The 12,576-nt window shown below is 67.0% G+C and carries 7 protein-coding genes and 1 pseudogene; 6 read left to right on the top strand and 2 right to left on the bottom strand.

Annotated features, from left to right (window positions below; translation table 11 throughout):
• Positions 1–2 precede the first annotated feature (2 nt).
• On the top strand, positions 3–1,283 hold the full coding sequence (locus ACM43_RS14355) for a Spy/CpxP family protein refolding chaperone (RefSeq protein ID WP_271540726.1): 1,281 nt from the start codon (positions 3–5) through the stop codon (positions 1,281–1,283).
• 34 nt (positions 1,284–1,317) lie between these two features.
• Positions 1,318–1,683, top strand: a complete 366-nt coding sequence (locus ACM43_RS14350) for a hypothetical protein (protein ID WP_036037392.1) — start codon at positions 1,318–1,320, stop codon at positions 1,681–1,683.
• Positions 1,684–1,734: 51 nt separating this feature from the next.
• Here the strand turns inward: ACM43_RS14350 and ACM43_RS14345 are convergent, their stop codons facing one another.
• The gene (locus ACM43_RS14345; RefSeq protein ID WP_271540725.1) at positions 1,735–3,204 is read right to left on the bottom strand and encodes a caspase family protein; all 1,470 of its coding nucleotides are present in this window, start codon (positions 3,202–3,204) and stop codon (positions 1,735–1,737) included.
• Positions 3,205–3,391: 187 nt separating this feature from the next.
• Here ACM43_RS14345 and ACM43_RS14340 point away from each other — a divergent pair, with 187 nt between their 5' ends.
• The gene (locus tag ACM43_RS14340) at positions 3,392–4,369 is read left to right on the top strand and encodes a hydroxyacid dehydrogenase (protein ID WP_271540724.1); all 978 of its coding nucleotides are present in this window, start codon (positions 3,392–3,394) and stop codon (positions 4,367–4,369) included.
• A 6-nt stretch (positions 4,370–4,375) separates the two neighbouring features.
• Here the strand turns inward: ACM43_RS14340 and ACM43_RS14335 are convergent, their stop codons facing one another.
• Complete coding sequence (locus tag ACM43_RS14335) at positions 4,376–5,542, bottom strand: ABC transporter substrate-binding protein (protein WP_271540723.1); 1,167 nt, start codon at positions 5,540–5,542, stop codon at positions 4,376–4,378.
• Positions 5,543–5,832: 290 nt separating this feature from the next.
• Here ACM43_RS14335 and ACM43_RS14330 point away from each other — a divergent pair, with 290 nt between their 5' ends.
• The 3 genes and pseudogenes from ACM43_RS14330 (at position 5,833) to ACM43_RS14320 (ending at position 12,561) form a co-directional block, all read left to right on the top strand.
• Positions 5,833–8,262 (top strand): bifunctional diguanylate cyclase/phosphodiesterase, encoded by a 2,430-nt coding sequence (locus ACM43_RS14330; RefSeq protein WP_271540722.1) that lies wholly within the window; start codon positions 5,833–5,835, stop codon positions 8,260–8,262.
• Positions 8,263–8,524: 262 nt separating this feature from the next.
• Entirely contained in the window at positions 8,525–9,820 is a 1,296-nt protein-coding gene (locus ACM43_RS14325) for an MFS transporter (RefSeq protein ID WP_271540743.1), read from the top strand.
• A gap of 156 nt (positions 9,821–9,976) precedes the next feature.
• Positions 9,977–12,561 (top strand): annotated as a pseudogene (locus ACM43_RS14320) (EAL domain-containing protein).
• Positions 12,562–12,576: the final 15 nt, after the last annotated feature.

The raw sequence follows: 12,576 nt of genomic DNA, 5'->3' as shown, positions 1-12,576 counted from the left end.
CGATGGTGCGACCGGTCGTTGGAATTGCCGCGGTGGCCTTTGCCTGCATGCTTGCGGGGGCCGCGTTCGCGAAGGGCGGACACGGCGGCGGCCATGGAGGTGGCCATGGCGGCGGTCACCACGGCGGCCATTTCCGCGGCCACGGCGGCGGGCATGCGCATGGCGGGCATCATCGCGGGATGCGGTTCACAACCGGCGCCCGGCGTGGCGGCCCGAACTTCGGTCAGATCCGCAATGCCGCGATCCGGCCAGCGAACTTCCGCAACGCATGGAACGCCGGCGCATTCCGCAACGGCCGGCTGATCAGCAATCCGGCGGCCCGCGCGCAGATTGCCGCAGCGGCGGCACTCGCCGGCTGGAGCGGTGCAAGCAGCGGATGGTGGCAGCATCCCGGCGGCGGCTACGGTTGGGTCGGGCCGCTGTTCTGGCCGTTCGCCTATAACGACCTCTACGATTACACGATCTGGGGCGACGGGATCGCCTTCTGGGGCTACGGCTATCCGGACATCTATGCCGGCATTTTCGGCCCCTATGGCTATGATCGGCTGTCGGCCTATCTGCCGCAGCAGCCGCAGGGACGGCGGCGGGCGCGCAGCGCGCCGCTCGATCAGCTCTGCGGCAGCGATCGCCGCGCCATCGTCGGCCTGCCGATCGATCAAATCGCAGCCGCGGTGCAGCCGACGAACGCGCAAGGCGCTGCTCTCGATGCGCTAGGCAACGCCTCGGTCGACGCGGCAGCGTTGATCCGCACCTCCTGTCCGACGCAGGCCGCAGCGACGGCGCCCGGCCGGCTCGCCGCCATGCAGCAGCGGGTCGAGGCGATGCAGAAGGCCGTCGATCTGGTTCAGCCTGCGCTGGACCAATTCTATGGCTCGCTCAACGACGAGCAGAAGGCGCGCTTCAATGCGCTTGCCGACGATCAGCGTCGTGCCGCGGCATCGAACAATACAGGTGGATCGTCGGTGCAGACTTGTAGCCCGTCCGCCGCGTTCGATTGGCCCGGCGCCACGATCGAAGAACGGCTTCGTCCCAACGACACTCAGCGCGCGGCACTCCAGGTGCTCCAGGACACCAGCGCTAAAGTTAGCACGTCGCTCAAGGCGTCCTGCGAGCCCAATGAGGTGATGACGCCGCCGGCCCGCATGGCCGCGATCCGCAAGCGTCTCGATGTCATGCTGGACGGAATCAAGTCGGTCCGGGCGGCGCTCGATGATTTCTACGCCACGCTCAACGACGAGCAGAAGGCGCAGTTCGAGGCGATCGGCCCGCGCCGCATGTCCTGAACGCCGCGAGCAATTGAAGACCATTGGTGGGGCAATGAAGTGGTTCGCGAGGCGAGAGCCGGCAGACGTCTGGGACGAGCCGATCGGGGGGCCGCTCGGCGACATCGAAGCAGCCGACCGGATTCGCAACATCTGCCAGGCTGCGCGGGCGATCGCCGAAGCCGCCGGCGCTTCGGCGCCGACCAGCACGCGCGAGCGCTATGAGCGCGCAGCCCGCGCTGCCATGGAGATCGCGATGAAGATCTCCGACGATCTGATGCGCGACGACGCCGTGCGCCGCATCGTGGATCTCTGCATGAAGGCTGAGGACATCAAGACGGCGCAGATCTTGTCGCGTGCGATCCAGGCAGGCTGGATTCGAGAAGCCGTGCTCCGGGACCATCCGGCCCTGTCGCAATAAGCTCGGCTCGCGCGATTGGCGCGAGCCGAATGTTGCTGGTGCCGGACCGGCTCAGTATCTGCGGTAGCCACCGCTGTTATGGTCGCCGCCGCGGCCGCCCATTCCCATGCCGAGGCCGATCCCCACGCCGATGCCGATGCCCTGCATCACGGCCTCCGGCGGCGGGCCGCGATCCGGCGGCGGTGCGCGCTCGTAGACCACTTGCTCGGACGGCGGCCGTCGCTTGGGCGGCGTCTCGACCACCTTGCGCTTCGGCGGGGTCTCCTCGACGCGCTTCTTGATCACGGGCGGGACCGGCGTTGCCGGGGTCGCGGGCGTCGAACACGGGCAGGTCGGCGCCATCGCGACCGCGACGGGCGTCGCCGCGGCGGCGACGGGCACGGCGTAGTTGCGGTTCTGCACGCGCAGCAGCAGCCGGCGCGCGGTTGCCGCGAGATCGCTGTTGTCCCAGTTCGCCAGGTATGCCTCGAACGAGGCGCGGGTGTTGATGGCGGTGGCACGCTCCCACGCCAGCATCTGGCGACGCCGCTCCAGCACGGTGCGAAGGCGCGGCGTGCGGGTGTCCTGGGCGTACAGCTCGATATAGGCCTGATACGCCTCCACGGTGTCCTCGGTGATCACGAGCTCATAGGCGACCATGGCCGGCTTGCCCTGCAATGTCTTGCGCCAGTCTGCGACGCTGCGCGTGCCGCCGGCGAGCGCCATGGCGGATGCGCCGGGAAGAGCGGGCGTGCTGCCGCCGCTCTCGCCAAAGAACCTGAAATCGGTGGTCAGCGAGGAGCTTTCCCAGGGGATCTGCCGGCCGTCGGTCGACTGTGCCACCGCGACGCGGATGCGCTTGAACATCTCCTCGATCGGCAGGTTCGGCTGCTTGGCGACCGTCAGCACGGCCGTCGTATAGGGGCTGTCGAGGCCGTTGCCGTCCTCGGCCTCGGCGCCGGGCGAGGTCGAATAGGAGATGAACGAGCCGGGCGCGCCGGCCTTGGTATCGACGATCGCAAGGCCGTGGCCGGCGCCGCTGAGCGCTGGGAACGGGTTGTTGCGGCAGGCATCGAGCATGAAGATGCGCGCCCGCGTCGGCAGCGCGCCGAGCGTGTTGAGCATGTCGTTCAGCCGCACGCCCTGCAGCGGGATGTCGGCCTCGCGCTTGGGATCGAGATCGACAGGCACCAGATAGTTCTCGCCGTCGACCTGAAGGCCGTGGCCGGCATAGAACACCAGCGCGACGGTGTCGGGGCCGCTGGCACTGACCTTGCCGGCGAAGTCCGAGATCGCCGCGCGCATCTCGGTTTGGGCCAGATTGGCCGCCGTGGTGACGGTGAAGCCGGCACTGCCGAGCAGCTCCGTCATGCCCTTGGCGTCGTTGGCGGCGTTGGGCAGCTCCGGCACCGTGCGATAGGCCGATTGGCCGATTACCAGCGCAAGCCGCGCTTCGGCGGCCGCGTCCGTCGGCGTCACCAACTGGGTGAGTGCGAGAAGCCCGGACGCAACAAGCAAATTCGAAAAGACTGGACGGCGCATGATGTCACCTCCAACGGCAATGCGCACGATGATGTCACTATTTCTAAGTCCGCGCCATGAGGGCGTCTGTGCGCTGGATCACTCAGGGGCCGCGGCAAAATGGGGCAGGGTATCTGCCGGAGCCGTCCCTGTGCTAGACGTTTCGACCGCGCTGCCGCGGGCATTCGGCTATTGAAGGAGGCTTGTCGTGAAGGTTCTGCTCGCGCACACCCCGGAGATGCGGCGCAACTATTACGGCGATCGCAGCCTGAACGGCCTTCGTGCGGTCGCCGAGGTAATCCTGCACGAGAAGGATGAGCCGCTGGACGCAGCCAGCCTGGTGCGCGCAGCCAAAGACGCCGACATCATCGTCGCCGACCGCATGACTGAAGGGCGCGGCGAGATCTTTGCGCAATTGCCGCATCTGCGGGCCTTCGTCCGTTGCGCCGTCGACATCCGCAACGTCGACGTGGATGCGGCCTCGCAAGCCGGCGTGCTCGTGACCCGCGCCGGGCCCGGCTTCGTGCAGGCCGTGGCCGAGCTCGCGCTGGGCTTCATGGTCGATCTCTCCCGCGGCGTGTCGCGGACCACCGCAGATTACCAGGCAGGCCGCAAGCCGGAAGCACGGATGGGCCGCCAGCTCGCCGGCAGCCGGATCGGCATCATCGGCTACGGCAGCATCGGGCGCTACCTCGCCGAGATCACAAGAGTGCTGCGCATGGAGGTATTGGTCTCCGATCCCTTCGTAACCGTCAGCGATGCCGCGATCCGGCAGGTCGGTCTCGACGAGCTCCTCGTCGCATCGGACTATGTCGTCTGCCTAGCCGTCGCCAACGCGCAGACCGAGAATCTGATCGGGGAGGCGGCGCTGGCGCGCATGCAGAAGCATGCCGTCTTCATCAATCTCTCGCGCGGCAATCTCGTCGACGAGACCGCACTGGCGCACGCGCTGCGTGAGGGCCGCATCGCCGGCGCCGCCATGGATGTCGGCCGCGCACCGGACCAGATGCCGACGCCCGAGCTCGCCAGGCTGCCGAATGTCATCGCGACGCCGCATGTCGGCGGGCTGACGCCGCAGGCCATCGAATACCAGTCGCTGGAGACGGTGCGACAGGTCGAGGCCATCGCAAGGGGAGAAATCCCGCAAGGTGCCGTCAACGCCGACCGCTGGACGCGGCGGCCGTGAAGGGTCTCAAAGCCGGTCCACCGCCTTGAACGTCCCATCCTTCTGGATCACCGTCAGGAACACCTTCGGCGGCGTGTCGAGCATGCGTGTGCCGACGGTGACGATGCTGCCGCTGATGTCGAAACGGCCGGTATCGTTGATGGCGCGCAGCAGGCTGGCGCGGGTCGGATTAGGGCCGGCCTTTTCCAGCGCCGCGGCCGCAAGGCGGCCGGACAGATAGCCTTCCAGCGAGACGAAATCCGGTGTCAGCGTAGGGTCGAACGCCTTCTGCGCCGCCTGGTAGTCGGCGACGAGCTTGAGCGAGCGGTCCCAGGGAAACGGCACCACCTGCGAGACGATGACGCCGTCGCCCTCCGGGCCGAGCTCCGCGGCGAGCGCAACGGCGCCGACGAAGGAGATGTTGACGAAGGTTGGACGAGCGCCGCTGCGGCGGGCGAGCTTGATGAACTCCGCGCACGGACCATAGGTCCCGACCATGACGATGGCTTCGGGGTCGGCGCGCTTGATCATGCGCCAGGCCTGGCCGACCGCGCGGGTGTTGCGCTCGTAAGTGCCCTCGGCGGCGAGCTCGAGCCCGCGCTTGGCGAGCGCCCGCTTCACGCCGACAAGCCCGTCGCGGCCGAAGGAATCGTCCTGATAGAAGATGCCGATGCGGGTGAACTTGCGATCCTCGGTGAGATGCTTGATCCAGGCTTCCGCCTCCGCGCCGTAGCTGGCGCGGATGTTGACGACGTTCGGAAGCTCGAGATCGCGCAGGAACTCGGCGCCGGTGAACGGGCCGATGAAGGGCACGTTCCTGGAGCTGGTGATCGGTATCGTCGCCATCGCGGTCGGCGTGCCCACCGCACCGATCAGCGCGAACACCTTGTCGTCGTCGATCAGACGCAGCGTCTGCGCCACCGAACGGTCGGGATCGTAGCCGTCGTCGCGGCTGATGAGCTGGAGCTTGCGGCCATGAACGCCGCCCTTGGCGTTGACCTCGGTGAACGCGGCGACGATGCCTTGCCGCATGCGCTGTCCCAGCGCGGAGGAGGGGCCTTCCAGCGCCGCGGCCTGGCCGAGCAGGATCGCATCCTCGCTGATGCCGGCCTCGTCGCCTCTCGCAACCGGCATGGTGGCGGCCAGAAGCGCGACGGTCAGGACGACGGATCTCGCTGATCGAAATCGATGCATCGGGAGGCTTTGCCGGATCATGGGAAGGAAACCTTGCGCAACATAGCCTTGCGAGCCTGAATAGCTCGCTAAGCGGCACGACTCAGATAGGCCGTAGTACACCGGGGAAAACCGGCAACTTATGTCGAGAAAGCCGGGATCGTTCGCGCACTTCGTTAACTAATTTCCGCATTGCGGTACGACCAGTTTGCGAAATTGTGCACTTCTTAACCGCCGTCTTGTTCCGATAGCGGCACCGGCACCTCAACCAGAGGTTCGGTTCGTCGCGGATAGGGGACGGCGGCTTCAAGATGGGCGGTCGCGATCAGAACGATCAGGATCGGAGACGTAGAGGCGGATGGTGGCGTGCCGCGCCGCTGCTCGGGCTCTATCGTCCTGCGCTCGTCGCGGTCGGCGTCGGCCTGCTGTTCTCGATCGTAGGCGCTGCCGCCGTCGCGCGGTGGGAAGATCGCGTCAACAAGATCGAGTTCGAGAACGCGGCCGAGACCCAGGCGATCGTCCTGCAGAACGGCATGAACGAGTACATATCGAGGCTTCTCGCGCTGCGCACGCTGTTCGAATCGACCAACGAAGAAGTCACCCGCAGCGAATTCGAGACCTTCAGCGCCCGCTTGTTCGAGCGTCACCCCGGAATGCTGCGCATTTCCTGGTTGCCGCGCGTCAACCGCAAGGAGCGCGCGGAATACGAGGCCGCGGCGGTCCGGGATGGTTTGTCGAGCTATCACATCAAGGCGCTGCAGGGCGAGAGCTTCGTCACCGCGCCCCAGAGCGACGAATATTTTCCGGTGTTCTACTCGACGCAGCCGAAGACCTCGTCGGTCTACGGCATGGACTACACGACCGTTCCGGAGCGACGGGCGGTGCTGGAGCGCGCGCGCGACAACGATCGCGTCGCAGCCATGCGCACGCGCCTGTTCGGGCCGAAGGACAGCGACCGGCCGTCCTATGTCCTCGTCGTCGTTCCCGTCTACGCCAAGGGAACCTCGCGCGAGGAGATCGCGGACCGGCGCCGCAATATCGCCGGCGTCGTGGTCGGCGTCTTCGACCTGCCGCTGCTGATCCAGTCCATCCGCGTGACCACCGGAGCCAGCCCCGCCGTCAGCATGACGGTCTTCCCGCCGTTCACGGCGCAGATCGTCAGCCTGGAGCAGATGCTGCCGGATTATGCGTCGGCCGCCTCGGCGCTGCGGTCGATGCGGGACATCGCGCGGACCTTGCACTGGTCGGGCAGTCTCAAGATCGGCGACATCGATTGGCAGGTGCGGGCGGTTCCGACCGCCGGCGGTCCGCTGGCGACGACTTACGACCGCGCGGTTGCGGTCCTCGTCGTCGGCATGCTGCTGACGCTGTCGCTGTCGACCTATCTGATGCTCGCCAGCCGCAATTCGCGGCGGCTGTCGCTGGCGAACCGGCGGGTGCTCGAGCTTGCCCAGACCGACATCCTCACCGGACTGCCGAACCGCGCCTTCTTCCTCACCCGTCTCGACGAGATGAACGGCAAGTTGAGCGCGAGGGGCCAGCCCTTCGCGATCCTGATGCTCGACCTCGACCGCTTCAAGAACGTCAACGATTCCCTCGGCCACGCGGCCGGCGATGCGCTGCTGCGCCAGGTGGCGCAGCGGCTGAAATCGGCACTGCGCGCCGACGACGTGCTGGCGCGGCTTGGCGGCGACGAATTCGCCATCATCCAGCAAGCCGGCGAAGACCAGCGCGCCTGCTCGACCGAGCTGGCGGCGCGGATCGCCAAGCTCGTGAGCGAGCCGTTCCTGCTGCCCGGACACCGCGTCGAGATCGGCACCAGCATCGGCATCGCGATCGCGCCGGATCATGGCAGCGATCAGGAGCAGCTCCTGAAGAAAGCGGATCTCGCGCTCTACCGTTCGAAATCGGCCGGCCGCAACTGCTTCACGATTTACGATGAGGCGATGTCGGCCGAGCTGGAGGCCCGCAACACGCTGGAAGGAGATCTGCGCGACGCCATCGCGCGCTGCCAGCTGGAGGTGCACTACCAGCCGTTCGTCGATGCCCTCAGTGGCGAACGACGCGGCTTCGAGGCGCTGGTGCGCTGGCGGCATCCGACGCGCGGCCTGATCCCTCCGGACCAGTTCATTGCGCTTGCGGAGGAGACCGGGCTGATCGTGCCGCTCGGCGAATTCGTGCTGCGGCGCGCCTGCGCGGACGCAGCCGGCTGGCCCGCCGATCTCATGATCGCCGTCAATCTGTCGCCGATCCAGTTCAAGGAAGCCGAGCTGTTCGACATGATCTGTGCGGCGCTCGCCGATTCCGGCCTGCCGCCGCAGCGGCTCGAGATCGAGATCACGGAATCCGTGCTGCTGGAGCGCGGCAGCGAGAACCACGCCTTCATGGAGCGGCTGAAGCAGCTCGGGGTCGAGCTCGCGCTCGACGATTTCGGCACCGGCTATTCCTCGCTCAGCTACCTGACCGCGTTCCCGTTCGACAAGATCAAGGTCGACAAGTCGTTCATTCGCAACCTGACCCAGCAGCCGCGCTCTTCCGCCATCATCTCCTCGATCGTGACGCTGGCGCGCGGACTGGACATGTCGGTCACCGCCGAAGGCGTCGAGACGCGCGAGGAGTTCGACCGGCTGAAGGCGCTCGGCGTCAATTTTGCGCAAGGCTATCTGTTCGGCCGGCCGCATCCGATCGAGCGGATCCTGTTCGACGCGCCGGCCAAATCCTCACGGCTCGACGCCGCCTGAGCGCACGCCTCGTCCTTCGAGACGACCGCTTCGCGGTCTCCTCAGGATGAGGCTGAGCGGCATCCGTGCCCGTTGAAACGGCTGCCGCGCATTCGGTCCTCATCCTGAGGAGCCCGCCTAAAGCGGGCGTCTCGAAGGATGGCCGCGAGGCCGCTCTCATTTCCAACGGCGTTGCTGCCCAGCGGGCATGCGCGAAAAGCGCTTGACCCGGACAGGCCCGGATGGTCCGAAGAACCGTCTAGGGATGAAACAAGCACACAATATGCGGCTTCCGTTCTTCTACGGCTGGGTCGTGGTCGCCGTGACCTTCGTCACCATGGCGATCGGCGTCAACGCGCGCACCGCCTTTTCGCTGTTCTTTCCGCCCATCATCTCCGAATTCGGCTGGGAGCGCGGCGTCACGGCGGGCGCCTTCTCTTTCGGCTTCGTGGTGTCGGGCGTGGTCAGCCCGCTAATCGGTCGCCTGATGGACCGCGCCGGTCCGCGCGCGGTGATGGAGCTCGGGGTCGTGCTGATGGGCGGCGGCCTGCTGCTGGCGCCGCTGACGAGCGCGCCCTGGCACCTCTATGTCACCATCGGCGTCATGGTCGGCGCCGGCAGCGTCTGTCTCGGCTATTCCGGCCAGTCACTGTTCCTGCCGAACTGGTTCATCCGCAAGCGCGGCTTCGCCATCGGCATCGCTTTTGCCGGCGTCGGTATCGGCTCGGTGACGCTGCTGCCCTGGGTGCAGCACATGATCGAGCAGACCGGCTGGCGCACCGCCTGCACCGCGATGGGCCTGCTCGTCCTGATCGCGCTGGCGCCGATCAACTTGCTGCTGCACAAGCGTCCCGAGGACATCGGCCTCCAGCCGGACGGCGATGCCGCTCCGGCCGCAGGCGCGGCAGGGCCGGTCTCCAACGTGGTCGATCACGCCTGGGTCAACACCGACTGGACGCTGCGGCGAGCCGTCGCGACCGCGCGGTTCTGGTGGATCGCCCTCGGCTATTTTTGCGGCCTGTACGTCTGGTACGCGGTGCAGGTGCACCAGACCAAATTCCTGCTCGATGTCGGCTTCAGCCCCGGCGTTGCGGTGTGGGCACTCGGCATGGTCAGCCTGCTCGGTATCCCCGGCCAGATCATGCTGGGGCATGTCTCCGACCGCATCGGCAGGGAGTGGGTGTGGGCGATCAGCTGTGCGGGTTTCGTCGTCTGCTACGCCGCGTTGATCGCGCTGAAGTACCAGGCTTCGCTCGGGCTGGTCTATCTCATGGTGTTCACGCAAGGCGCGTTCGGCTACGGCCTCACCTCGATCATGGGCGCGGTGGTGTTCGAGATATTCCAAGGCAGGCACCAGGGCAGCATCTTCGGCACGATCATGCTCGCGGCACTGGCGGGCGGTGCGGCCGGACCATGGCTGACCGGCGTTCTCTATGATCGCGTCGGGGACTATACGCTGGCTTTTGCCCTCGCCATGGTGGTGAGCGGCGTGTCGGCGCTCGCGATCTGGCGGGCGGCGCCGGGCAAGGTGAGGGCCGTGGCCGGCCGGCTGCCCAAGCTCAAAATGGGATCCGAATAGGTCCAGTACGCTTCAAGATACCTTCGGCGTTTTCGCGAAGCGTTAATCATGCCGCCTCTTGGCGCAGCGCGACCGGATTGCAAAAACGTCTTGGACACCATCGGAGCGTTAACCTCTCGCCGATTGCCGCATTTCCCGATGCCGCTGGTCCAGACGATGCCCGCCTCCGATCACCTTGCGACAGAAACTCCTGACGTGCTGCGCGCCGCGCTCGAACGCGCCGACGACGGCATCGTCATCGTCGATGAGGCGCATCGCATCACCCATTTCAACCCCGCCGCGGAGCGGATCTGGAAGCTCGCTGCCGCCGAGGTGCTCGGCCGCGATGCCGCCGTCCTCACCCTCAAATGTCTTGAGGCCGGTGCGACCGCGGATTTCCGCGAGGAGATCAGCCTCGCGCGGCGCGACGGCAGCCGTATCAAGGCGCAGATCGCGATGTCGTCGGCGACGGTCGACGGCGCGACCCATCACATCGTGTTCGCGCGCGACGTCACCCTCGATGCCGAACGCCGCGCCAGGATCGCACTTCTCCACGCAGTCTCCGACCAGACCAACCGCGTGGTGATCATCACCGACGTCGAGCAGAACATCGTCTACGTCAATTCCGCGTTCACGGCGCTGTTCGGCTATACCAGCGAGGAGGCCGAAGGCCGCCGCGCCGGCGAGCTCATCGCCGGCCGCCACACCGATCGCAAGGCGGTTGCGAAGCTCGTCAAGCGGCTGATGCAGGGCGGCCAGCGCGACGAGGCCGAGGTGCTCGTCTACGACAGGGATGGTGAGGAGATCTGGGTCTCTGCCCGGATCGACGCCTTCCGCGACAAGAAAGGCCGGGTCAAGCACATCTTCGCGCTGCTCGAGGACATCACCGAATCCCGGCAGCTGCGCTCGCTGCAGCAACTGATCATGGCGGCGCTCGCCGACGAGGCGCCGATCACCGAGATTGCCGATCGGCTGTGCCGCCGCGTCGAGCAGATCGCGCCCGGCGTCGTCTGCTCGCTGCTGCACGTCGACGCCGCCGGCCTGCTCCATCCGTTGGGCGGCCCGAGCTTGCCCGAGGACTATTCCCGTTCGCTCGACGGCATCGCGATCGGTCCCGAGGTCGGCACGTGCGGAACCGGAGCCTTTTACGGCATTCCGGTTCTGGTCGCCGACATCGATGCCGATCCGCGCTGGCAGCCCTACAAGGCGCGGCCGCTCGAAGTGGGCTTGCGCGCCTGCTGGTCGACGCCGATCAAGGCCAAGGACGGCCGGGTCATCGGCACCTTCGGTTTCTATTATCGCGAACCGCGGGCGCCGAGCAGATGGCACCACGAGATCGTCGATGCCTGCGTCAACCTCGGCGCATTCGCGATCGAGCGCAAGGAGGCGCGCGCCGAAATCGCGCGGCTCGCCTATCACGACATGCTCACCGGCCTGCCGAACCGCGCGCAGCTGCGCCACCTGATCACGACCGCGATTAATGCCTGTCCGACCGGAGGCCATGTCGCGCTCGCCTTCCTCGACGTCGATCATTTCAAGGACGTCAACGACACGCTCGGCCACGCCGCCGGCGACGATCTCTTGATCCTGCTCGCGCAGCGCCTGCGCGAGCAGATCGGTCCCGACGACATGCTGGGACGGCTCGGCGGCGACGAGTTCGTCATCCTGCTGCCGCAACGCAATGCCGAGGCCGCCGAGCGCATCGCGGCCGGGATCACCGAGGCCCTGTCCGCACCGTTGCGGCTCGGATCGAAGCTGATGCCGATGTCCGCCAGCATCGGAATCAGCCTCTATCCCGATCACGCCACCGACATCGACACATTGATGCAGCAGGCCGATGCCGCCATGTACATGGCCAAGCAGGCCGGACGCTCGACGCATCGCCTCTTCAGTGCCGAGATGAACGTGCTCGCGGAGCAGCGGCTGGCGCTGATCGCGGCGCTGCGCCGCGCCGTCGCGGAAGGTGCGCTGAGCCTCAACTACCAACCGCAGATCCGCAGCTGCGACGGCGCGATCCACGGCGTCGAGGCGCTCGCGCGCTGGCGCGATGCTGAGCTCGGCGACGTCTCTCCGGCAAAGTTCATCCCGCTCGCCGAGGAATGCGGGCTGATCGAGCAGATCGGCCTGTGGTCCGTGCGCGAGGCCTGCCGCCAGATGGCGAGCTGGCGCCGCGCCGGGCTCAACATCCCCTGCGTCTCGGTCAACCTGTCGCCGATCAATTTCCGCAACGTCACGCTGGCCGCGCGGCTCAAGGACATCTGGCCGAGCACGATCTGCGGCCGGACGCGCTGATGCTGGAGATTACCGAAGGCGCGTTCATGCAGGACGGCGCCGCGGCGCTGGAGACGATGAACGCGATCCGCGAGCTCGGCGTCGGCCTCTCGGTGGACGATTTCGGCACCGGCTATTCCAGCCTCAGCCGGCTCGCGCATCTGCCGATCCGCGAGCTCAAGATCGACCGCAGCTTCATGCGTGACATCGAGCAGGACGCGGGCGCGCTCGCGATCGCCACCGCCGTGGTCCGCGTCGGTCAGGGCCTCGGCATGAGCGTGGTCGCCGAGGGGGTCGAGACCGAGGGGCAGCGTAGCACGCTGGCCGAGCTCGGCTGCGACATCGTCCAGGGCTTCCTCTACGCTCCCCCGCTGCCGCCGGCCGCCTTCGAGCGCTGGCTGATCGAGCATTGCGCCGAGCAGGCGAGGGCGATGCTGGGGCGGCTCGATGTTGCGGCAGTCGGACACGAGGCGGCGAAGCGGACGGCGTAGCCGCCTTGGGCGATA

The organism is Bradyrhizobium sp. CCBAU 45321, from assembly GCF_028128975.1.
Lineage (GTDB): Bacteria > Pseudomonadota > Alphaproteobacteria > Rhizobiales > Xanthobacteraceae > Bradyrhizobium > Bradyrhizobium yuanmingense.
This window is presented reverse-complemented; position numbering and strand designations above follow the sequence as displayed.

Excerpts from the sequence above, each read along its gene's own strand:
- ACM43_RS14355 (WP_271540726.1), top strand. The coding sequence starts at position 3 with ATGGTGCGACCGGTCGTTGGAATTGCCGCGGTGGCCTTTGCCTGCATG.
- ACM43_RS14325 (WP_271540743.1), top strand. The coding sequence starts at position 8,525 with ATGCGGCTTCCGTTCTTCTACGGCTGGGTCGTGGTCGCCGTGACCTTC.
- ACM43_RS14335 (WP_271540723.1), bottom strand. The coding sequence starts at position 5,542 with ATGCATCGATTTCGATCAGCGAGATCCGTCGTCCTGACCGTCGCGCTT.
- ACM43_RS14345 (WP_271540725.1), bottom strand. The coding sequence starts at position 3,204 with ATGCGCCGTCCAGTCTTTTCGAATTTGCTTGTTGCGTCCGGGCTTCTC.
- ACM43_RS14330 (WP_271540722.1), top strand. The coding sequence starts at position 5,833 with ATGGGCGGTCGCGATCAGAACGATCAGGATCGGAGACGTAGAGGCGGA.
- ACM43_RS14350 (WP_036037392.1), top strand. The coding sequence starts at position 1,318 with ATGAAGTGGTTCGCGAGGCGAGAGCCGGCAGACGTCTGGGACGAGCCG.